At 70.2% G+C, this 20,131-nt stretch carries 20 protein-coding genes; 8 read left to right on the forward strand and 12 right to left on the reverse strand.

All coding sequences use genetic code 11. From position 1 onward, the window contains the following. Nucleotides 1–76 precede the first annotated feature (76 nt). Complete coding sequence (locus tag ACN6LD_RS15125; RefSeq protein ID WP_319187425.1) at nucleotides 77–1,042, reverse strand: glycoside hydrolase family 6 protein; 966 nt, start codon at nucleotides 1,040–1,042, stop codon at nucleotides 77–79. A gap of 442 nt (nucleotides 1,043–1,484) precedes the next feature. Here ACN6LD_RS15125 and ACN6LD_RS15130 point away from each other — a divergent pair, with 442 nt between their 5' ends. Then, nucleotides 1,485–2,498 carry a LacI family DNA-binding transcriptional regulator gene (locus ACN6LD_RS15130; protein WP_445043434.1) on the forward strand — a complete coding sequence of 338 codons (1,014 nt, stop codon included), beginning with the start codon at nucleotides 1,485–1,487 and terminating at the stop codon, nucleotides 2,496–2,498. 240 nt (nucleotides 2,499–2,738) lie between these two features. Here the strand turns inward: ACN6LD_RS15130 and ACN6LD_RS15135 are convergent, their stop codons facing one another. From ACN6LD_RS15135 to ACN6LD_RS15145, 3 genes are all read right to left on the reverse strand, one after another. Then, the gene (locus ACN6LD_RS15135) at nucleotides 2,739–2,969 is read right to left on the reverse strand and encodes a cupin domain-containing protein (protein ID WP_415924824.1); all 231 of its coding nucleotides are present in this window, start codon (nucleotides 2,967–2,969) and stop codon (nucleotides 2,739–2,741) included. A 159-nt stretch (nucleotides 2,970–3,128) separates the two neighbouring features. Beyond that, on the reverse strand, nucleotides 3,129–4,622 hold the full coding sequence (locus ACN6LD_RS15140; RefSeq protein WP_445043435.1) for a flavin-containing monooxygenase: 1,494 nt from the start codon (nucleotides 4,620–4,622) through the stop codon (nucleotides 3,129–3,131). Beyond that, nucleotides 4,619–5,563 (reverse strand): patatin-like phospholipase family protein, encoded by a 945-nt coding sequence (locus ACN6LD_RS15145; RefSeq protein WP_445043436.1) that lies wholly within the window; start codon nucleotides 5,561–5,563, stop codon nucleotides 4,619–4,621. Before ACN6LD_RS15145 ends, ACN6LD_RS15140 begins: the two co-directional genes overlap by 4 nt. A 58-nt stretch (nucleotides 5,564–5,621) precedes the next feature. On the opposite strand from ACN6LD_RS15145, the gene ACN6LD_RS15150 reads away from it, so the two are divergent. Both ACN6LD_RS15150 and ACN6LD_RS15155 read left to right on the forward strand, forming a co-directional pair. After that, nucleotides 5,622–6,209 carry a TetR/AcrR family transcriptional regulator gene (locus ACN6LD_RS15150; protein ID WP_319187432.1) on the forward strand — a complete coding sequence of 196 codons (588 nt, stop codon included), beginning with the start codon at nucleotides 5,622–5,624 and terminating at the stop codon, nucleotides 6,207–6,209. Between the two features lie 371 nt (nucleotides 6,210–6,580). Then, on the forward strand, nucleotides 6,581–7,051 hold the full coding sequence (locus ACN6LD_RS15155) for a hypothetical protein (protein WP_319187434.1): 471 nt from the start codon (nucleotides 6,581–6,583) through the stop codon (nucleotides 7,049–7,051). Between the two features lie 156 nt (nucleotides 7,052–7,207). Here ACN6LD_RS15155 and ACN6LD_RS15160 read toward each other — a convergent pair whose 3' ends face one another. Next, nucleotides 7,208–8,152: a C45 family autoproteolytic acyltransferase/hydolase gene (locus tag ACN6LD_RS15160; RefSeq protein WP_445043437.1), complete on the reverse strand. Its 945-nt coding sequence runs from the start codon at nucleotides 8,150–8,152 to the stop codon at nucleotides 7,208–7,210. 264 nt (nucleotides 8,153–8,416) lie between these two features. Here ACN6LD_RS15160 and ACN6LD_RS15165 point away from each other — a divergent pair, with 264 nt between their 5' ends. Continuing rightward, complete coding sequence (locus ACN6LD_RS15165; RefSeq protein ID WP_445043438.1) at nucleotides 8,417–9,445, forward strand: aminoglycoside phosphotransferase family protein; 1,029 nt, start codon at nucleotides 8,417–8,419, stop codon at nucleotides 9,443–9,445. A gap of 399 nt (nucleotides 9,446–9,844) precedes the next feature. On the opposite strand, the gene ACN6LD_RS15170 is transcribed toward ACN6LD_RS15165, so the two are convergent. The 3 genes from ACN6LD_RS15170 to ACN6LD_RS15180 all read right to left on the reverse strand — a co-directional run bounded on the left by ACN6LD_RS15170 (nucleotide 9,845) and on the right by ACN6LD_RS15180 (nucleotide 11,849). Beyond that, complete coding sequence (locus tag ACN6LD_RS15170) at nucleotides 9,845–10,696, reverse strand: methyltransferase domain-containing protein (protein WP_445043439.1); 852 nt, start codon at nucleotides 10,694–10,696, stop codon at nucleotides 9,845–9,847. Between the two features lie 228 nt (nucleotides 10,697–10,924). Next, nucleotides 10,925–11,299 (reverse strand): CocE/NonD family hydrolase C-terminal non-catalytic domain-containing protein, encoded by a 375-nt coding sequence (locus ACN6LD_RS15175; protein WP_445043440.1) that lies wholly within the window; start codon nucleotides 11,297–11,299, stop codon nucleotides 10,925–10,927. A 58-nt stretch (nucleotides 11,300–11,357) separates the two neighbouring features. Then, nucleotides 11,358–11,849 (reverse strand): hypothetical protein, encoded by a 492-nt coding sequence (locus ACN6LD_RS15180; protein ID WP_445043441.1) that lies wholly within the window; start codon nucleotides 11,847–11,849, stop codon nucleotides 11,358–11,360. Between the two features lie 540 nt (nucleotides 11,850–12,389). Here ACN6LD_RS15180 and ACN6LD_RS15185 point away from each other — a divergent pair. Beyond that, nucleotides 12,390–12,608, forward strand: coding sequence for a hypothetical protein (locus ACN6LD_RS15185; RefSeq protein WP_319187444.1), 219 nt, complete (start codon nucleotides 12,390–12,392; stop codon nucleotides 12,606–12,608). Between the two features lie 95 nt (nucleotides 12,609–12,703). Here ACN6LD_RS15185 and ACN6LD_RS15190 read toward each other — a convergent pair whose 3' ends face one another. The 3 genes from ACN6LD_RS15190 to ACN6LD_RS15200 form a co-directional block, all read right to left on the reverse strand. Next, complete coding sequence (locus ACN6LD_RS15190; RefSeq protein ID WP_445043442.1) at nucleotides 12,704–13,741, reverse strand: helix-turn-helix transcriptional regulator; 1,038 nt, start codon at nucleotides 13,739–13,741, stop codon at nucleotides 12,704–12,706. A 189-nt stretch (nucleotides 13,742–13,930) separates the two neighbouring features. Further along, complete coding sequence (locus ACN6LD_RS15195) at nucleotides 13,931–14,308, reverse strand: hypothetical protein (RefSeq protein WP_445043443.1); 378 nt, start codon at nucleotides 14,306–14,308, stop codon at nucleotides 13,931–13,933. 243 nt (nucleotides 14,309–14,551) lie between these two features. Beyond that, nucleotides 14,552–15,361 (reverse strand): IclR family transcriptional regulator domain-containing protein, encoded by an 810-nt coding sequence (locus ACN6LD_RS15200; protein WP_445043444.1) that lies wholly within the window; start codon nucleotides 15,359–15,361, stop codon nucleotides 14,552–14,554. A 317-nt stretch (nucleotides 15,362–15,678) separates the two neighbouring features. On the opposite strand from ACN6LD_RS15200, the gene ACN6LD_RS15205 reads away from it, so the two are divergent. From ACN6LD_RS15205 to ACN6LD_RS15215, 3 genes are read left to right on the forward strand one after another with little or no spacing between them, the layout of a single operon-like run. After that, nucleotides 15,679–16,764, forward strand: coding sequence for a homoserine dehydrogenase (locus ACN6LD_RS15205; protein ID WP_445043445.1), 1,086 nt, complete (start codon nucleotides 15,679–15,681; stop codon nucleotides 16,762–16,764). Continuing rightward, complete coding sequence (locus ACN6LD_RS15210; protein WP_445043446.1) at nucleotides 16,757–18,244, forward strand: aldehyde dehydrogenase family protein; 1,488 nt, start codon at nucleotides 16,757–16,759, stop codon at nucleotides 18,242–18,244. The genes ACN6LD_RS15205 and ACN6LD_RS15210 overlap by 8 nt, the downstream gene beginning before the upstream one ends. Before the next feature lie 56 nt (nucleotides 18,245–18,300). Continuing rightward, the gene (locus ACN6LD_RS15215) at nucleotides 18,301–19,674 is read left to right on the forward strand and encodes an aspartate ammonia-lyase (RefSeq protein ID WP_445043449.1); all 1,374 of its coding nucleotides are present in this window, start codon (nucleotides 18,301–18,303) and stop codon (nucleotides 19,672–19,674) included. On the opposite strand, the gene ACN6LD_RS15220 is transcribed toward ACN6LD_RS15215, so the two are convergent. After that, nucleotides 19,655–20,095 carry an Lrp/AsnC family transcriptional regulator gene (locus ACN6LD_RS15220; protein ID WP_319187456.1) on the reverse strand — a complete coding sequence of 147 codons (441 nt, stop codon included), beginning with the start codon at nucleotides 20,093–20,095 and terminating at the stop codon, nucleotides 19,655–19,657. The two genes, ACN6LD_RS15215 and ACN6LD_RS15220, sit on opposite strands and share 20 nt — an antisense overlap. Nucleotides 20,096–20,131 lie beyond the last annotated feature (36 nt).

The raw sequence follows: 20,131 nt of genomic DNA on the forward strand, positions 1-20,131 counted from the left end.
TCCGTGGCCCGTTTGCCGGGAACGGGCCACGGGAACAGGCCACGGGAACAGGCCACGGACCGGGGGAGCGGGGGGATCAGTAGCCGTAGATCATCTTGTAGGCGACCTCCGGGAGGAACTGACCGGCCGAGGAGCCGCCTCCGACGCCGCAGTTGCCGTCCGACTCACCCGGGGTCTTGATCCACAGGAGCATCTCGGCGCCTCCGCCCAGCCGGGTGGGAGTGCCGATACGGCGACCGGAGGGGTTGCACCACTGGCCGTTGGAGCCGTTGCCGTTGCGGCTGGTGTCCACGACGAACGGCTTGGTGTAGCCGTAGCGGGAGCTCAGTTCGCGGTTGACGGCGTTGCCGTAGGCGGTGTTCTCGGCCGTGGCGAAGTAGTTGGAGATGTTGAGCGAGAAGCCGTGGGCCTGTCGCAGACCGGCGTTGTGCAGCCGCTGGGCCATGGTCGCAGCGTCGGCCCAGCCCGGGTTGCCGGCGTCGAGGTAGACCCAGGTGTTGGGGGCCTGTCGGCTGAACTGGCTCAGCGCGCCGCTGAGCATGCCCTGCCGTTCGTTGATCTGGGCCTGGTTCATACAGCCGTAGTCCCCGAGGGAGTCCGGTTCGAGAAGCACGACCGCCGGGCGGTTGGCGATGCCGCCGGCGAACTGCGAGATCCAGTTCGTGTACGCGGAGGGCGAGGCGGCGCCGCCCGCCGAATGGCCGCCGCAGTAGTCGCGGTTGTAGATGTTGTACGCGACGAGGAGGGGCAGTTTGTCCGCGCGGTCTGCCGCCCCCGCGTACGAGCCGGCGGCGGTGCCGATGGCCCCGCTCCAGGAGCCGAACCAGCGGGCGGCCGGAGTGTTGGCGAGGGAGGCGCTGATCGCGGGCGCCCGGCCGTCGCCGGGGTTGGCGGCGACCCACCGCTTCGCGCTGGCGTCGGGGTCGACGTAGAACCCGCTGGTCATGGTGGTCGGGTCGGCGGCGTGTGCCGACGGTGCGGCGGCGAGTGCCAGCGGCAGAGCGAAGAACGCTGTCACGAGGGCGCGGAGCCTGCGGCGCATGACTGAACCTCGGTTTCCTGGCGGGGATGCGTCGCACGCGCTCGTCCCGAGCATGCGACGCGCTGCGGAGGTGCGGAGGTGCGGAGGTGCGGAGGTGCGGAGGTGCGGAGGTGCGGAGGTGCGGAGGTGCGGAGGTGCGGAGGTGCGAACCCTGGGAGCGCTCCCACTGGAAGCGTTCCCAGCCGTGCGGAGAGCCTTGGGGTGTGGTCGGTATGGTGTGGCGGGGCGTCAGAACTGTCAAGCGCCCGCGCGAAAGGCACTGGTCCCGTGCTCGTGCGGCCCGTCGCGGAGCGTCAGACGCCTTCCCAGGGCGAGGAAGAGGATCTAGAGTCTCTGAACTGGAAGCGCTTCCAGCCCTTGCCCCGATCCCCGAAGGGCTCCGGTTCACCGGGTTCCCCGGTTCTCCGGCTCTTCGGGGCCATGACGGAAAGGCTCACGGTCCATGGCAGAAGCCGCGCCGCGGCGGCAGCCGACGCTCGACGAGGTGGCCGCACTCGCCGGCGTTTCCCGTTCCGTGGCCTCCCGCGCCCTCAACAACGCTCCGCATGTCAGCCGCGCCAAACGGGAGGCAGTCGAGCGGGCCGTCCGGCAGCTCGGTTACGTGCCGAACCCGCGGGCCCGTGCCCTGGCCACCCGTCAGACGGGAGCGGCCGCCCTGGTCGTCTCCGGCGAGGATCCGTCGATCTTCGCGGACCCGTTCTTCGCCCAGGTGATCGTCGGGGCGTCGGCCGCCCTGGAGGAGGCCGACCTGCACCTCATGCTCTGCCTGGCCGCTTCCGACCGGGGGCGCAAGCGGGTGGAGGAGCTTTTCCGGTCCAGGGGCGCCGACGGCGTCATGCTGATGGCGCTGCGCGAGGACGATCCGCTGGCCCGGATGGCCCAGGAGGCCGCGATCCCCGTCGTGTTCGGCGGCCGCCCGGTCGGTCCGGCTCCGCGGTGGTTCGTGGACGTCGACAACGTCGGTGGAGCGCGCGAGGCCACCGAGCACCTGCTCTCCCACGGCCGGACTCGTGTCGCCGCGATCTGCGGGCGCATGGACACCGAGGCCGGCCGCGCCCGGTACCGCGGATACCGCGACGCCGTGCTCGCGGCCGGCCTCGAACCGTTCCCGCCGCTGGAGGGGGACTTCACCGAGCCCAGCGGCGCCGCCGTCATGGCCGACCTGCTGCGGAGCCACCCCGATGTGGACGGGGTGTTCGCCGCCAACGACAACATGGCGGCGGGGGCGCTGCGCAGCCTGCGAGGGGCCGGCCGGACGGTCCCCGCCGACGTCGGCGTGGTGGGCTTCGACGACCTGGAGATCGCCCGGATCGCCGACCCGCCGCTCACCACCGTCCATCAGCCCATCACGGCCCTCGGCCGGGAGACGGCCCGCATGCTGGTCGCACTCCTCGACGGTCAGGACCCCACCCCGCTGATCCTGCCCACCGGACTGGTCACCCGGTCCAGCGCCTGACGGGCCGGTCGGGCCCGTCGCCGGGTCGTCTCCAGCGGCGCACAGGTGCGGGAGCCGGGCCGCGAGGCCACGCCGACGGACCTGGTCGCCCCCCACCATGACCGTCCTGGTCGACGCGGCGCACCCGCGCTGACGCGCCGCCGTGTCACGGGCGGGGGTCCTCCGACCGGCGGGGACCGCCCGGGCGAACCGCCGCGCCACAGGCGTCGTTTCGCCTGCCCCGCGCCCGGCCGGTGACTCCTACCGGCCTGACGCGTGCTGCTCGCCTTTCTCCTTGTCCTGCGGCACCTGGGCGGGACCCGGAGATCTCCGTGAACCGTCCGACCCGCTTCTCCTGCCCGCAGTGCGCACGGTTTCGACGGTCCGCCAGACCCCGACGAAGCCCGGCTTCATGACAAAGCTGTCCCCTGCCCTGCAGAGCACCGGCTCGCCGCCTGAGCGGGCACACCAGGCGTCCCCGGGGCCGGGCACGATGCTGGAACCGGCCTTCGCCGGCGGCGTGGAGCGTGCGACCGCTCCGGTTTATCGAGTGTCTCCGACTCGCCGCGCAGAGCCCACCCGTGATGAGTCGCCCGGCTGACCGGTGGTGAGGTCGCCCCCGAGTGGCGCGTCGGGGATGCCGGGCTCCGGTCACGCGGTGCTCTGCCGTAGGCCGGTGACGCCGTCGGGGGCGCGGGTGACGGTGAAGTCGCGCGCGTCGAACCGGCCGACCTCGGCGCGGAGCCGGTCGGTGGACCAGGGCCAGCTGAAGCTGTTGCGGCCGTTGACGTCCAGGTAATAGCTCCTGCACCCGCCGGAGTTGTAGACGGTTCCGGCCAGAGCGGCCTGCAGTCGTGCGTTGTACGCCGCCTGGACGTCGCCGCGTACCTCCAGGGCCGTCCAACTGCCCTCCCGCGCGGCCTTGATGGCGCTCAGGACGAGGTCGAGCTGCGCTTCCAGGATGGCGAACGCCGACGAGTGCCCGGTGCCGAGGCCGGGGCCGAGGAGCAGGAAGGCGTTGGGGAAGCCCGCGATGACGGTGCCGAGGTACGCCTCGGGGGACCCCCGCCAGTGGTCTGCGAGCGAGCGGCCCGCACCGTCGCGGACGAGACCCGAGAGCGGCGTGTCGAGAATGTGGAATCCGGTGCCCAGGATGATCGCGTCCACCTCGGCGGAACTGCCGTCGGCCGCATGCACGGTGGCGCCTTCGACGGCCTGCACTGCGGAGGCGTGCACGGCGACATTCGGCCGGTTCAGTGCGGGGTAGTAGTGGTTGGAGAACAGGATGCGCTTGCAGCCCAGGGTGTAGTCGGGAGTCAGCTTGCGGCGCAAGCCGGCGTCGCGGACGGTCGCGCGCAGATGGGCCCGCGCGATGGCCTGAACGCCGCGCATCAGCGAGGGGCGCCTGAACCCGCGTCCGAGCGTCTCCATGGCCCGGTACTCCAGCGACGCCACCGCGGCCCGCACGCCGGGCAGGCGGCGCATCGCCCAGCGTTCGGCGTTCGGTAGGTGATGGTCGAGCTTGGGGAGCACCCACTGGGCGGTGCGCTGGAACAGATGGAGTCGGGCCACCTCAGGCGCGATCGCCGGGACGAACTGCACGGCGGAGGCGCCGGTGCCGAGGACCGCGACCCGCTTGCCGCGCAGATCGTAGTCGTGGTTCCAGCGCGCGGAGTGGAACACCTCGCCGGGGAAGCGGTCAAGGCCGGGGAGGTCCGGAAGAAGGGGCTCGTTCCACGGGCCGGCACCGGCCACCAGGAATCGGGCGGTGAACTCGCCGGCGTCCGTGCGCACGAGCCAGCGGGCCTGTCCGGGCTGCCATCGGGCCTCCTCGACGGACACCCCGAACAAGGTGTGCTCGCGCAGCCGGCAGGTGTCGGCGACCCGCTTCACGTACGCGAGGATCTCCGGCTGGTGCGCGTACACCCGTGTCCAGTCGGGATTGGGGGCGAAGGAGTAGCTGTACAGGCGGGACGGCACGTCGCACTGGCAACCGGGGTAGGTGTTGGCCCGCCACGTGCCGCCGAAGTCGTCCGCCCGCTCGATGATCAGGAAATCCCGGATGCCGGCCTCGCGCAGCCTGGCCCCCGCACCCACTCCGGAGATCCCGGCGCCGACGACGATGACCTCGAGATGTGTGCTCATGCCGGGATGCTCCTGTCGATGGCTCGCTTGACGAGGTCGGGTGCCGTGCGCAGGGAAACGTCGAGGGTGGCCTGCCGTCGCCGCAGGTCCATGAAGTTGGGCCCCATCACGGCCAGTTCCTGTGCTCCGGGCTCGATACGCACCACGCGGCATCCCGCCGCGCGCAGCAGGAGCTCTTCCGCATCGACGGTCCGGGTCATCCAGCGGCGAAGAACCCGTTCGAAACGGCTCAGACCGGTGGCCGGCGCGCCCCCGGAGGTCGACATGGGAGCGACGATCACGACCTCGTCCAGCCCCAGGGGCACCAGCAGGTCGGCCGAGGTCGGCGACAACACTCCGCCGTCGACATAGGACCGTCCACCGATCCGCACCGGCGGAAACCAGCCCGGGATCGCCCAGGACGCGGCGATCGCGCTGCCGAGGTCCGCGGCCGGGGCTCCCGGCGCGCCGAACGCGACCCGCCGCCCCGAACGTGCGTCGGCCGCGACCAGCCAGGTGCGCGTGGAGTCCGGCCAGGGCCCGCCGTCCGCCAGGGCCGCGCCGAACCGGTGCAGCCAGCCCGCGTCGCCCCGGCCGCGCGGCAGCAGCCCCACCAGCCCTGAACCCGGTGAGATCCGGCCCCGCACGGCCGCCGCAGCCAGCCCGGCGCCGGGCAGCCCGGGCCATGGAACAGGAGGCAGCGCACCGGGGTGGGTGTGGATGTGACGAAGCAGCACCGGGTCCGCGTCGGGCTCGGCCCGTAACGCCGCGAGCAGGTCGGACACGGACCGTCCGGAGCCGAGAGCGGACACGACTTCCGCTCCGGCGGACGTCCCCACCAGCACCTCGGCGGTGCGCGCGTCCCAGTTCAGCTGTTCCTCGGCAGCGGCGAGCGCGGCGATGGTCCACGCGAATCCGAGTGTGCCGCCACACCCGATGACGAGCGCACGCCGTCGTGACACAGATCCTCCTGGAATTCAGATATCAAGGGAATCTGGAAGCTAGCGGTATTCTGCGGGGGTGGCAAGACTGACCCGGGCAGAGAGCCAGGCCCGCACCCGCGAACATGTCCTCGACACCGCGCACGAGTTGTTTCTGCGCGACGGCTTCACGGCCACCTCGATCGAACGGGTCGCGGAGGCCGCCGGCTACTCCAAGGGCGCGGTGTACTCCAACTTCGCGACCAAGAACGAGCTCTGCCTGGCCGTCCTCGACCGCATCGCCATGCAGCAAGTGGCGCACATAGCCGTCGCGATGGGCGACGCGCCACGCATCGAGGACCGCCTCGCCGGCTTCGCCCGCTGGGCCGAACAGCACATCGGCGACAGCTCGTGGACCGCCCTGGAAGTCGAGTTCGCCACCGCCAACCGCCACGACGCGCAGGTCTGCGCGCAGCTCGCCCACCGACGCCGCACCGTCACCGGGGTTCTCGCGGACCTCATCAGGGCTCAGACGCAGGAACTGGGCGTCACGCCCGGCATGCCCGCGGACACCGCGGCCCTGATCCTGCTCAGCCTCGGCATCGGCATCGGCGTCCAACGCGCCTTCGACCCCACCGTGCCCGTGCAGCCCGTCGTCGACCTGCTCCAACGCTTCCTGACCGAGTGACACGCCTCGATCCGCAGGGGTGCCGGCTCACGGCTGCGTACGATCCACGACACCGAACACATAGCCGTTGACCGCGAGTCGGCCGCCCCTGCACGGGCACGTTCGCCACCGCACGCCAGGAGGCACGGCAAAGGAAGAACCTGCGCGCGAGGAAGCACTGCACCGGGCCGCGAGTCTTGGCTGTGCCCGTCACGGCTCGAGGGCAGGCCGCGCTCAGCGGCCCCCCGCCATGGGCGCAGCGCTCCCGGCGAAATCCACGGGAGCATCCTCACCACGGTGTGCGAGGGTATGGCGCGTGGGCGACTCACGGGCCCCGATGGCCGGACGACGCGGTGACGGGATTCGGTTCGATCGTTCGAGGGGGCGCTGGGATGAGCTATGACCTGCAAGCAGTGATCGCTGGAGAAGAGGTGCTGAACGCCGCTTCGCGGGTGCTGTCCGCTGCTCGGGTGGCGTCGCTCGGACAAGGCGTGTCGCTGATGCCGATGACGGACGCCCTCTTCGATTCCGTCTCGGAGGGCGGCGATACGGGCGCGTTGGGGTTCTGGCGGCTGCCCGGAGGGTTCGCGAAGACCCTCGCTGACTGGTCGACCGCTGGACCGGTGGCCTACGTGGAAGCCGAGTACTTCGGCGGCGTGGGCGAGCAGCAGGCTGTCGTGTGGGACGGCGGCACCATCGTGCTGGGGCCGCTCCAGGTACCGGAGGGTCATCCTTTCCCGCCGGCCGGCAGTGCCATCTCGCAGGCGCTTCGGCGGCTGGGTGTCGTGGCGGACGCCGGGGAGGACGAGTTCACCGCCCTGGGATTGGAGCGTCACCGACACGGTGAGGGTTGGATCGCCTGAGCAGCGCCGTCAGGGTTCCTGAAGAACGAGCAAGTTCCTGGTGCGGCACGCGGCATGTGACCTTTCACGCGGCAGCCCTGCGCCTCGGCCAGATCGGCGCGGGAGGATGCGCACCCAGGGGCGTGCCCTGCGCTACGGACTGTCGGGAAAGAGATGTCAGTCGGCCTGCCCGATGGTGACGGTACGGGACCCCGGAGCGAAGTCACCGAAGGACTGTTCCCAGGACTCGGCAGGCCAGTGATAGGTCACCCGGCCTTCCGAGGGCCGGTAGTGGGCGGTGTAGACGGTTCCCAGCCGCTCCTCGTATGCGGACTGATACAGCGGCGGCTTCAGCATCGCCGCCACGTCCGTGCCGGCCGCGCGAATGGCGTTCAGTCGCTCTTGGGTCCGGGAGGACTGTTCCTGCTCGGCGGGAACCGGCATGTGCTGATGGTTGGCAGCGCAGGCGTCCGGAGCCTCGGTCAGTGGGATGTCCGGCCCCACGAATACCGTCAACGCCTGGTCGGGATCGACGAGGGTCACGTTCTGCGGAATGGAGATCGGTATCGACCTCAGCTTGCCGACGGCCTCGTCAACGGTGTTGCACGTCTCCAGCAAGTAGCGCAGGACGATGAGGATGGCGAAGCCCGGGCCGTGCACGAAGCGTCCGCCGAAGGTGAGTGAGACCGCGAGCCCGGCGTCGTTCATCCCGTCCAGCAAGCCCCAGGCGGCATCCTGCATCCCGATCACGGGTCGGAGGAAGTGCGAGGAGACGATGGTGCCCTCACACTCATGAGGACTGAAGTCGTAGTTACGCAGCAGAGTGCCACCGACGCCTGTCTGGGTGCAGCCCGAGAAGAACGGTCGCAAGGCCGCGAGGGTGAGGAAGGTATCCCCTTCTGGCCGGTCGAGCTGACCGGCGAGGCGATCGAGGACCGGTACCAGCTCCGGCATGTGTGCCTCGAACAGCCTCCGAGCACGGTCCGCGCCCGGTAAGGTCCGGCTCTCCTCGGTCATCCACCCCTCCGCCAGCGGCCACAGCGCCTGTGTATGGGTGGCCCATCGCCCGTCGCTTCCGTCGCCGATCTCCATCGCACGGAAGGTCTTGTGCTGTTGGCCCATGGCCCCCTGCTCCTCGCGGATGTCCGGTGAGATGACGGCAACATAGCTAATTTCGCGGGTAGTTCACCAGATCAGGCGGGTTCGGTGACGCCACCGGTCCGAGTCCGCCCCGGTGAAGGCCCGGACACCGTGGCGGCCTCTACCGGGACGGCCGCTCCACGCGCGGAAGCAGGGCTGCGCTTCGACGGGTTACGCGACAGGCGGAGCGGCGGCGCCCTGGCGTAAACCCGGTTCGCGCATACGCGTGCGTGCGAGCATGAGTCCATGTGGTCACGACTGCCATTCGGGGACGAGCTGCGGTCCGAGCTGGGCTCACCTCGTAGGGCTCGCCGACTGGGAAGCAGTCCGCGCTCTCGGGTGTGGCTTGCAGAGCTGTCCGGAAGGCCCGTGGTGGTCAAGCAGCTCGTCGACGCTCCGGAGGCAGCGGAGAGGTATGCCCGCGAAGTGGCAGCGCTGAAGCTCGCGTCCCGCGTCGACCCGCCCGTGGTGCCGATGCTCCTCGGCGCCGATCCGGCCGAACGCGTGCTGGTTCTCGAACACTTGGACCACCAGCCGCCCCGCGAGGACTGGGTGGTCGACTACGCGGCGGCACTGGCCCGACTCCATGCGGCCACCGACGCCGACGACACAGGCGCACTCCCGGCCTGGTCCGGACCGACCCAGAGCGACATCGACTCCTTCCTCGGACTTGCCCGAACGCTCGGCGTCGTGGTTCCGGCCAGAGCCCGAACCGAGCTGGACGACCTGTTGGACCGCCTGGCCGGCACCCAGGGTTATGCCCTGCTGCACGGTGATCCCTGCCCCGGCAACGACATGCACACCAGTGGCGGCGTCCGGTTCATCGACTTCGAACAGGCCGCGCTGGGCAACGGACTCGTGGAACTCGCCTACCTGCGCATCGGCTTCCCGACCTGCTGGTGCGCCACGGCCCCCGCGCAGCGTCTGCTGCACGCAGCGGAGATCGCCTATCGCGCGACCTGGCGCGAGGCAACGGGCACGGACGCCGAAGGCGATCTCACCGATGCATGTGCCGCGTGGCTGCTACGAGGCGACGCACTGGTCCAGCGAGCCGAACGTGGCACCGTCGACCACCTGGCCCGTATTCCGGACCAGGACTGGGAATGGGGCACGGCAACGGCCCGGCAGCGGCTTGTCCACCGTCTCGGAACCGTCAGCGAGATGACCGCTGACGGCACTGAGCTCAACGGTCTGGGACGACTCGCCGCGGCCGTCGAGGAGGCCATGCTCACGCGATGGCCCACGCTTCGTCCGCTGCCCCTACGACGGCCGTGAGGGCATCAGCCGGCAACCCGGCCCCGCCGCAAACCCAACCGGCTGTCAGCGGGGGAGTGATGTGACATGCCCGCTGGAACGGGAATGCCGTGAGCAGGCTGCTGTGGAGCCCTACAAGATCACGACACTCCCAGGCGGAACCCAGGCGGAACCGGCCCTTCGCCCGCGTAGGCGTCGCCCGGGTTCATGGTGCCTGCTGATTTCCACGCCTGGGTGACCGGTCAGCTCTTCCCGGGCAGATCCCTCCGGGGGATTCCGGTGCGGTGCCGGTAGACGATCCCGTCGATGAAGCGACGGAGGTACGCGAACGTGCGCCCGTTCTCACCGCGTTGCATGGAAGACCGGCAGTCAAGCCTGCCCACTGCTCGTCGGTCAGCAGGCGCATGCGCCCGCTCGTGGTCACCGAGGTCGGTAGGCGGTGGCCAGCACGGAGACGGTGACCTGATCGGGCAGGCAGCCGTCATCGTTCAGATCTGCTCGGCTCACATGGCGTGCGCTCGGTGTCATCGATACCAGGTCCAGGGCATTCAGCCTGGTCAGGGTCGCGGGGTACTCCACAGGTTCGGTGACAGCCGCTTCGAAGAACGGGTCCAGTGCCCGGTGCAGGCGCTGTTCCTTGGCCGGATCGATCGTGACCATGGAAGGCAACCGGCCGCGCAGCTCAGCCAGGTGCCGCCCGGTGGGACGGACCACGATCAGCCGGCCGGTCGGGCGCAGCACGCGGTGAAACTCGGCCGGGTTGCGCGGGGCGAACACGTTCAGCACGGCGTCGGTCGCCCCGTCGACCAGCGGAAGGGGACGGAAGGCGTCCCAGGCCACCGCGGCGCCTCGTTCGTGGGCTCGGGCTGCCGAGCGCAGTGCGCGTACCGACGTGTCCAGGCCCAGACCGCGTGCGCTGGGCAGCCGGTCGAGTACGCCGGCCAGGTAATAGCCCGTGCCGCACCCTACGTCCACCACCGTGGCCTGCTCGGACACGGCGTCGGCCGCCAGGAGGGCCCCCGCTTCGCGGATGGGGGCGTAAGCGCCGGTGGACAGGAATCGGTCCCGGGCCTGGACCATGGCCGAGTCATCGCCGCTGGTGGCGCGGGTGCCTGTCAGCAGGCCGGCGTAGCCGTGGCGGGCGATGTCGAAGGTGTGGCCCACCGGGCAGCGCAGTGCGCTCCGGTCGGGGTGCAGGGGGCGTGTGCGGCACGTCGGGCAACGCAGCAGGTCGAGGGAAAGTTCGAGGGCAGGGGGAAGCGACACGGGCACGAGGCACTCCTGGGAAGGGTGAAGGGAAGAGTCCGTGCCTGCGCGCGCCCAGAGTGTCACTGCCCTCAGGAAGGACCGGGCAGCGGTGGGACGTAATTCACGCAGCAGGCACGCCGAGGAGGGCGACGCCGTCCGGCTTCGCCCTCAGCGGCTTCCGATCACAGGAAGCAGCAGTGCGGGGTGCTCATGAATGCCACGTCATGAGTCTACGAGAATCGGCGAAGGCCTTCATGCGCCTGCGGAGTCGGGGGATACGACCTGGGCGGTTTCGTTCGGAGCATCGGGCGGACCAGAGGAAGATGCTTGCGATGTGGAGGCCGGAGAGGTGGACGGTGGCAGACTTCTCGAGTAGGCCATCGACACGGGAAGTGTCGCCCTCTGCGCGGCCGCGGCGGCGAGTCCCGCGCGCTGCTCGCCGGCCACCGTGATGTGGTACAGCCGTCGGCCCTGGACGTCGGTCTTGCAGACCGCGGCGAACAGGTCGGCGTCGTCGGCATCCTCGGTCTCCACCCACAGGTGCAGGTTGAGGTAGCCGGTGATCTCGGTGTCCTTCTCGGCCGTGTAGGTGACAGGCCGCAGAACTGCGGCCTGCAGACCCGCCACGAGAGGACGGCTTCGGCGATGGACGCCATGCGGTCGGCCACGACCGGCGTGACCAGCGTCATTCCTGTTGTGTCGGTCGAATGACGCGGCTCTCCCGATGGAGGGAGGACAGCTGCCGGCGGTACCAACGCTCATGCTCGGCATCGCGGAACTCGACCTTGCGCCAGCGGGAGACGTGACAGCCAGGTGCGGAGCGCCAGAAACCGGCGAGGTCACAAAGATGGTTCCAATCTTCCCGCAGGCGATCCAGCCGCATCACCGCTCGCACCCGCCGTTCTTCCTCAGAGGGCGCCGGGGGCTGTGGAATCACGACCGGAATACGAACACGGCCGGGCATTCCGCCGGTGATGGTCCCCTCCAACGTGAGAACCAACGTGGCCACTGCCTCCGCGAGTGCTGAGGCCGTGATGCCCTCTTCGCTGTCTGAAGGGTGAGCACGTGCCGCTCGCTCCAGTCGGGGAAGCAGGAAGTCGCCGATCTCCCACACGATGTCTGTCGTCAGCTCATCGGCGTACCGCGGGCCGCTCTCCACCGGGTCGACCTCACTCATCACATTTCTCCTCTGCTTCGGCCCTGGTTCTCCGAATCCGTTGCCCCGTCCGAAGGTGACGTTGTGCGCCCCGCTGGAGTGCGTGGCGGCCGTGGTCCCCGTCCGCGTAGGCCCATACGAGAGCTGAGGCGGACCAGAGCAGGAAGGCTCCGCTGACTACGTCCAGAGCCACCGGCTTGCCGTGTCGGCAGAGGTGGACCGGGGCGACGGTCGGCAGGGCCGCACCGACGTGGGCTCCCCGCGAGTCGAGCGGCGCCGCCCTGCGTGTCGCTCTGCTGTCAGCCCTTTCTGCGGACGGGCACCCTTCTTGAGCAGACTGCGGTTCGTTCTCGTCGAAGTGCACCTCATCCCCGGGCGCTGACGCTACATCGGCCCGGACCGCGTCGGTAGGGGAGCACCGCAGGGGACTGGGATCAGGCGCCGAGGCTCCGAGGGTGCGCACTTCACCACGTCTCCGGCAGGACCCGACGGCGCCGAACTTGCCCGGACGGGACCCCACGACAGTCTGGACACTCATACCTGGGCCCGGTTGAGGGAAGAGTGACAGCCCGACAACCAGGCCCGACGGGTGTTGGAGTCGGCGTCTTCGACGCGGCGGCTCGGAGGATCTTCCGGGGCGCCGGGAAGGCCGACGGGCGACAGCACACCGGCGACCACCACAACCATGGCCTGCATGTCCTCGCCGTGACCGACGAGAAGGGCCACCTGCCCTGGACATCGTCCGCAGGCAAGTACGGGACGCTCATCGGCACGCGGTGATGCCGCCCGTGTTTCACAGTCGGGCACCCGATCGGTGGAGACGTCGGCAGACCTCACTGCGTGGAGAAGCGTCGTCGGAGCCGCACCGGGACGAGCTATTGCGACAGGCTGGAGATCAATTCCTCCCGGCTGTTGACCCCGGTCTTTCGATAGATTGCTTTGAAGTGGTCGTTGACGGTATGCAAAGAAATATTCAGGCAATGGGCGATCTGTTTGGCTGCCAGTCCGTCGAGAGCTCGCCGGATGACCGTCTGCTCCCTGGAGGTGATCCCGTAGAGGACGGCCGCGGCAGGCAGCAGCACGTCGGACGAAGCCGACTGGATGGTCACTGCCACGCCGGCCGGCGATGATTCGTCGAACTGTTGGGCCCGCAGCACGATCCACCCGTCAGGACCGGGGATACGGCTGAGTGCTTGACGGCCCGGCTGACGTGCTGTGAGGGCGATGTTCCAGACGTGCGCGAAGATCTCGTCTTCGTTGGACAGCACGGCGTCAGGTACGAGCCTGCGGATCCATTCACGGCCGGTGCTGGTCACGGCGCTGATCCTGTCGCTGCTGTCGATCACCACGATGCCCGGGTCCGGTGCGCTACGGACGGGACGCAGGAATCGGCTCGCGACGTGCTGCCTCAGGGCACCGGCCAAGGCTTCGGACAGTCTCCCCGTGTTCGCGGCGTCGGTCAGGGTGAAGGGTCTGCTGTCTCTGCCTCTCAGCAGTACCAACAGGCCCCACGCCCTGCCGTCGAGGGTGAGCGCGACTCTCATTTCGCTGCCCACTCCGGTCACGCTCATGATCTTCTCGTGCTGGATACTGTGCTGCCGCCTGTCGGGCGCGTCGCATTCGAGGAGGGCGACGGAACGGCCGCTTCTGGACAGGCCGGCCACCGTGTGCTGATCGTGGCCAAGTATTTCCTCGGTCTCCAACTCGCGATAGCAGTCGGCCCCGTACCCGTATTCCTTGGTGAGGAAACACGCGGCCCCCGTCAGCGGGTCAGTTCCTCTGAGCATGTATCCGTCGTGTGGCACGAGGCGCATGATCTCCCGTGACATCACTTTGCCCAATTCGGGAATGGTCGTGGCCTCCGCTGCCGCCGAGGGCAACGTCCGGAAGATCAATTCCAGGTCCCGATTCATGCGAAAATTATGGGTAGGCGCACATTCGAGAGCCCGCAATCGCGACACGTTGGCCGATCTGCGGCGGTCGTTGGCGTGTATGCGGCCTCCGCCGCAAGAATCGGAATTGGAAGCTTCGATTCCCAGCCTTTACGAGTGGGGCTGCCCGGTACTGGACAACCCAGGACCGGACGGGGTCAGTTCATCCGCTCAGCACTCCTCAATGGCCCCGCTGTGGAAGGCCTCGTTGCTGTCCACGTACCCTCCGTACGTCCAGCCCACGACGAACTGTTCCTGGTTGCGGGCGGTGTAGCGCTCCGACCGCGTGTGATACCAGACGTTCCCGTGGTTGTCGATGTTGTCCCCGCGGCCCCAGCAGTCCGCCACGATCGCATCCCGGACAACCAGGTCTGGGACCCCTACCTTGCCGTTCCGCGTATGCGTCGTGTTGTAGACGCCCACGACGGAGTTCTCGGTGATATAGATCAAGGCGTCCGCCGCGGACGCGCTGCCGGTGGCGAGTGCCAGGATGCCGGCGCTCAGCAGAGCGACGACGGCATCACGACGCCGTAGGGCGCTTCTTGTCATGGGTTTCCCCCAGTCATTGCCGGCCAGGCGCAGCCGAGCGGAGTGCGCACCGAAGTCCGGAGCGCATCTTGGACAATGGCCTGACCGAGGAAGGTGCGTGAATCCCCAGAAATTGGGGGGACGACAGCGCGCGCGGCGGTGCTGAACCATGTGCAGGCCTGATGGTGCAGGCCAGTCGGGCGGCGAAGGCCGGTATGGGGGCCGCGGACCGGGTGTGCCGACATGGGGCGGGCCGCGAAGGGCCTAGCGTGCGGTGTCGTTGGCGCCGAGGGCGTCCGTCAGTGCGGCTGCGGCGGCGGCGAGGTCCGTGCGGATCGCCCGCTGACGCGGCAGCAGGTCCTGCTCCCTGCCGACGACCGACACGGCAGCCCTGATGCGTCCGTCGGGGTCGCGCACCGGGACCGCGTACTCGGTGACCCCGTGTTCGAACTCCCCGTGAGCGGCGACGACACCGCGCAGCCGGTCGTGGTCGTTGGCTGCGACGAGTTCTGCGGCGGTGCGGGCCGCGTTGGGTCCGCCGACGCCGATCAGCTCGTAGTCGTCGAGCAGGGCGGCGAGGTCTTCGGCGGTGTGGTCGAGGAGGAGTGCGCGACCTGCGCCGGTGCACCAGCACGGGGTGACGAGACTCGCGCGGCCCTGCCACTCCTGGGACCAGCCGGCGGCGGATTCGGCGCGCAGCAGGCGGACCTGGACGCCGTCGAGGACGGAGAGCCGCGCGCCGGCCCCATGGGCCACGGCCATGCGGCGCAGCAGTGGACGGCTGCGCCGCAGCAGGCCCGGGTGCAGGGACGCGGCGGCGGTGAAGAACGCGTCACCGGCGCGCAGCGTCGAGTCGTCGAGACGTTCGAGGAAGCCCTTGTCGCACAGGTCCTGTGTGGTGCGTGACGCCTTGCTGCGCTCGATGCCGACCTCGCTCGCGAGCCTGCTGACGTTGAAACCGGTACGGCCGGAGGCCTCGCGGTCCAGCACGGCGTTGACCACGCGCAGGGCCATCCGCAGCGAGGAGGCCGTTCCTGGGCCAGTCTGTCCGGAGGCGGGGCCGTTCGTCGTCACGACCGCACTATACGAGTCGGTGACCCTGACCACTGTCCGTGGCCGCCGGAGCCCGTACCTGACGAGGCTCGCCGAGGCGGCCCCGGCAGCCCCGGCGCCACCGCGCAGCCCGGACAGGGCGCACGGCGAGTGCGATGTCCGGCGCGGCGGGCGGTCCCGGCCGGGCCCGGCTCCTCGCTGCAGGACGAACGGCAGCCGCTGGTGCGCTTCGGCAGTCCTCGCGGACGTTTCGGCATGGCCGTACTGACGTCCCGAGGCGTGACGCTGTGGGGGTCGCGCCGCCAGGGGGTGGCGCCGTCACGGAAGGAGGAGGCCGGATGACCCGATACGACCTCGCACTCATCGGATTCGGCGGTGTGAACCGAGCGCTCGCCGAGCTGATCGTCGAACGCGGAAACGCTCTGGAGGCCGAACTGGGCTTCGCGCTGCGGGTGGTGGCCATCACCGACCTGCGGGCCGGATCGCTCGTGCGCACGGACGGCCCGGGGATAGACCTGGCGCCGCTGCTCGCCGTGGCCCCGGGTGAGCTCGACTTCTCGATGCTGGCGGGCGGCAGCCCGGACCCCCGCAACGAATGGGTCATCCGCGAGGCGCCCGCCGACATCGTGGCCGAAGCCACTTTCACCAACCCTACGGACGGCGAGCCCGCGCTGTCCCACGTGCGGTGGGCCGTCGAGGCCGGCAAGCACGTCTGCACCACCAACAAGGGGCCGGTCGCCCTGCACGGAGGCGCCCTGAAGGAGCTGGCGCGACGGCACGGCGTGTGCTTCGAGTTCGAGGGAACCGTGATGTCGGGGACCCCGGTCCTGCGCACCGCGCGACGCATGTTCGGCGGGCTGGCCGTGAGCGGTTTCGAGGGTGTCATGAACGGCACCTCCAACTACGTCCTCGGTCGGGTGGAGTCCGGCCTTTCCTTCGCGGACGCCGTCGCCGAGGCCCAGGCCCTGGGGTACGCGGAGGCCGACCCGACGGCCGACATCGAGGGCTACGACGTCCAGCTCAAGGTCATGATCCTCGCCGGGGAGGTGCTCGGAGCCGACCTCGGACGCGCGGACGTCCCCTGCACCGGACTGTCCGCCCTCACCGCCGCCGACGTCCGCCGTGCCGCGGCCGAGGGCCTGCGCTGGAAGCTGGTCGGCTCCGCCTCCCGGCGCCCGGACGGCACCGTCGAGGCCCGGGTCGCGCCGGTCGCCCTGCCCACCGAACACGCGCTCGCCGGAGTTTCCGGGCCCCTCAACGCCGTCGCCTTCCACACCGACCTGCTGGGCACCGTCACGGTCGCCGGGCCCGGCGCCGGACGCGTAGAAACGGCGTACGCCCTGCTGTCGGACGTCATCGGCATCCACGAGCGCACCACGATGCCCGCGTCCGTCGAGACCCTCCTGGAGGCCGGCCGTGCCTGACACCGCCCTGAACATCACGGCCCTGACGGCCACCGCCCCGAACACCGCCTCCGGCAGCGGGGCGGGCGCCGGCCTGACCGGCCACGACCAGGTCGGCGACGGCATGGCTGTCGTGCGCGACCCCTACAGCGGCGAGGCCATCGGGTCGGTGTGCGTCACCCCCGCCGCCTCGGTGGACGACGTCATGCGGCGCGCCCGCGAGGGGCGGACCAAGGCGCGCGGTCTCTCCCGCGCCGCTCGCGCTGCCGTGCTCGACGGCGCGGCCCGACTCGTCGAGGAGCGCGCCGAATCCTTCGCCCGGCTGATCGTCGCCGAGGCGGGCAAGACCCTGGTCCAGGCGCGCAAGGAGACCTCCCGGGCCGTCAACACCCTGCGTCTGTCGGCCGCCGAGGCACGCCGCAACGCGGGCGAGGTGGTGCCGTTCGACGCCTACGAGGGATCGGAGGGGCGGCTGGGCTGGTTCACGCGCGAGCCGCTGGGCGTCATCGTGGCGGTCACGCCGTACAACGACCCGCTCAACCTGGTCGCCCACAAACTCGGGCCCGCGATCGCCGGCGGCAACGCCGTCGTGCTGAAACCGTCCCTGCTGACCCCGCTGTCCGCGCTGAGGCTCGTCGACACGCTGGTGGAGGCCGGGTTGCCGGAAGAGGCGGTGACGGTGGTCAACGGCGGCGCCGACCTGGGGGCCGCCGTGGTGTCCGCGCCGGAGGTGCGCATGGTGTCCTTCACCGGCGGCTTCTGCGCGGGTGAGGCGGTCGCCCGCTCGGCGGGGCTGAAGAAGCTCGCCATGGACCTGGGCGGCAACGCCCCGGTCGTCGTCCTGGCCGACGCGGACGTGGAATCGGCCGTCGAGGCCTGCGTGTCCGGTGCGTTCTGGGCGGCCGGTCAGAACTGCATCGGCACCCAGCGGATCCTCGTCGAACGCGAGGTGTACCCGGCGTTCAGGGAAGCCTTCGTCGAACGGACGCAGCGGCTGCGCACCGGCGACCCGATGGACGGGCGCACCGATGTCGGCCCCATGATCAGCGAATCGGCGGCGGCCGCCGCCGAGAAGACGGTCACGGGAGCGATCGAGCAGGGCGCGCGGCTGCTGTGCGGGCACGAGCGGCAGGGCAGCCTGTACGCCCCCACCGTGCTGGAGGACGTTCCGGCGACCTCTGACCTGTGGTGTGAGGAGGTGTTCGCGCCGGTCGTCGTGCTCCAGGCCGTGGACTCCTTCGAAGAGGCCGTGGAGCGGGCCAACGAGATCGACTTCAGCCTGCACGCGGGAGTCTTCACCCGCTCGCTGGACCGGGCGATGGCCGCGGCACGGCTGCTGGAGGCAGGCGGCGTCATGATCAACGACTCCTCCGACTACCGCTTCGACGCCATGCCGTTCGGCGGCTTCAAGTACGGCAGCATGGGCCGCGAAGGCGTGCGGTTCGCGTACGAGGAGATGACCCAGCCGAAGGTCGTCTGCCTCAACAGGGAGCCGGCGTGAGCTGCTCCGAAGCCGAAGCCGAAGCCGAAGCCGTCTCCCCGGCGTCGGCCGCTCCGCTGACGCGGGTCGAGTCCGACGCGCTGGGGGAGGTGCGGGTGCCCGCGCAGGCGTACTGGGGCGCGCACACGGCGCGGGCCCTGGACAACTTCCGCGTCAGCGGTGTCCCCGTCAGCGTCCACCCCCACCTTGTTCGGGCCCTGGCGCAGGTCAAGCATGCCGCGGCCCTGGCCAACGGCGAGATCGGGGTCCTCGAGCCGCACAAGGTGCGGGCGATCGCGGCGGCCTGCCGGGCCGTCGCGGAGGGCCGCCACCACGAACAGTTCTGCGTGGACGTCATCCAGGGCGGCGCCGGCACGAGCACCAACATGAACGCCAACGAGGTGATCGCGAACCTCGCGCTGGAACATCTGGGCCACTCGCGCGGGCGCTACGAGCATCTGGACCCGCTCGACGACGTCAACCGCTGCCAGTCCACCAACGACACCTACCCCACGGCGCTACGGATCGCGGTCAGCGCCGCATTGAGCGAACTGAGCGATGAACTGACCTCACTGGCAGCCGAGTTCACCGCCAAAGGCGCCGAATTCGCCACCGTGGTCAAGGTCGGACGCACGCAGTTGCAGGACGCCGTGCCGATGACGCTGGGCCGCGAGTTCGGCGCGTTCGGCGTGACGCTCGCGGAGGACGTCGACAGGATCCGCGAGACGCTGCCGTTGCTGGCCGAGACCAACCTCGGCGCCACGGCGATCGGCACCGGCATCGCCGCCGCCCCGGGCTACGCCGTCGCAGCCGTACGCCACCTTCGCGCGCTGACCGGGCTCGACGTCACGCCGGCCGCCGACCTGGTGGAGGCGACGTCGGACACGGGCGTGTTCCTGCTGGTGTCGGGGGTGCTCAAGCGGACGGCGGTCAAGCTGTCCAAGGTGTGCAGCGATCTGAGGCTGCTCGCCAGCGGGCCCCGCGCGGGCCTCGCGGAGATCTCCCTGCCGCCGCGGCAGGCCGGTTCGTCGGTCATGCCGGGCAAGGTGAATCCGGTGATCCCCGAAATGGTCAACCAGATCGCGTTCGCGACCGTCGGCGCCGACGTCGCTGTCACCATGGCCGCGGACAACGGCCAGCTGCAGCTGAACGCCTTCGAGCCGCTGATCGGACATCTGCTGCTGCAGCACATCGTCTGGCTGACGCACGGCTGCTCGGCGCTGCGCGTCCTGTGCGTGGCAGGCATCACCGCCGACCGGGAGCGGCTCGCGCGCGCAGGCGCCGGCGCGGTCGGCGCGGTGACGGCGCTCGCCGCCCGCATCGGACACGAGGCCGCGACGGAGGTGGCTTGGGAAGCCTCGCGCACCGGGGCCGACGTGGTCGACGTCGTCGTACGTCGCGGGCTGCTGGACCGCGAGAGCGCGCTGCGCCTCATCTCCGCGGCCGGCTGACGACCCGGGACAGCGCCAGCGCCGTCACCGTGTCCCGTACACCGGGCATCTGGGCCATCTGCTCCCAGATGCCCTGTACGCGTTCCAGGGAGTCCGCCTCCACACTGACCAACAGGTCGAACTGCCCGCTGAGTACGTCGCAGGAGACCACCTCGGGGATGCGTTTGAGTGCGGCGAGGACGTCGGCCCCGCGCATCCGGTCCTCCCGGTAGACCAGGACGTGCGCGGTCACCGTCTCGCGGTCCTGGCCGCACGACGGGCGCACGATCGTGTAGCCGCCGATGTGCCCCTGCCGCTCCAGCCGTTCGACGCGCTGGCGCACGGCGTTGCGTGACAGCCGTACGCGCTGGCCCAGTTCGGCGTGGGAGATCCGCGCGTTGCGGGTGAGTTCGGTGATGATCCGCTCGTCGATGGCGTCCATGGCGCTCTGTGTCTCCTGACTGGCGAAGGCTCCGGT

The organism is Streptomyces sp. SAS_272, assembly GCF_052543235.1.

Excerpts from the sequence above, each read along its gene's own strand:
- ACN6LD_RS15125 (WP_319187425.1), bottom strand. The coding sequence starts at position 1,042 with ATGCGCCGCAGGCTCCGCGCCCTCGTGACAGCGTTCTTCGCTCTGCCG.
- ACN6LD_RS15130 (WP_445043434.1), top strand. The coding sequence starts at position 1,485 with ATGGCAGAAGCCGCGCCGCGGCGGCAGCCGACGCTCGACGAGGTGGCC.
- ACN6LD_RS15140 (WP_445043435.1), bottom strand. The coding sequence starts at position 4,622 with ATGAGCACACATCTCGAGGTCATCGTCGTCGGCGCCGGGATCTCCGGA.
- ACN6LD_RS15155 (WP_319187434.1), top strand. The coding sequence starts at position 6,581 with ATGAGCTATGACCTGCAAGCAGTGATCGCTGGAGAAGAGGTGCTGAAC.
- ACN6LD_RS15160 (WP_445043437.1), bottom strand. The coding sequence starts at position 8,152 with ATGGGCCAACAGCACAAGACCTTCCGTGCGATGGAGATCGGCGACGGA.
- ACN6LD_RS15165 (WP_445043438.1), top strand. The coding sequence starts at position 8,417 with ATGTGGTCACGACTGCCATTCGGGGACGAGCTGCGGTCCGAGCTGGGC.
- ACN6LD_RS15180 (WP_445043441.1), bottom strand. The coding sequence starts at position 11,849 with ATGAGTGAGGTCGACCCGGTGGAGAGCGGCCCGCGGTACGCCGATGAG.
- ACN6LD_RS15190 (WP_445043442.1), bottom strand. The coding sequence starts at position 13,741 with ATGAATCGGGACCTGGAATTGATCTTCCGGACGTTGCCCTCGGCGGCA.
- ACN6LD_RS15195 (WP_445043443.1), bottom strand. The coding sequence starts at position 14,308 with ATGACAAGAAGCGCCCTACGGCGTCGTGATGCCGTCGTCGCTCTGCTG.
- ACN6LD_RS15205 (WP_445043445.1), top strand. The coding sequence starts at position 15,679 with ATGACCCGATACGACCTCGCACTCATCGGATTCGGCGGTGTGAACCGA.
- ACN6LD_RS15220 (WP_319187456.1), bottom strand. The coding sequence starts at position 20,095 with ATGGACGCCATCGACGAGCGGATCATCACCGAACTCACCCGCAACGCG.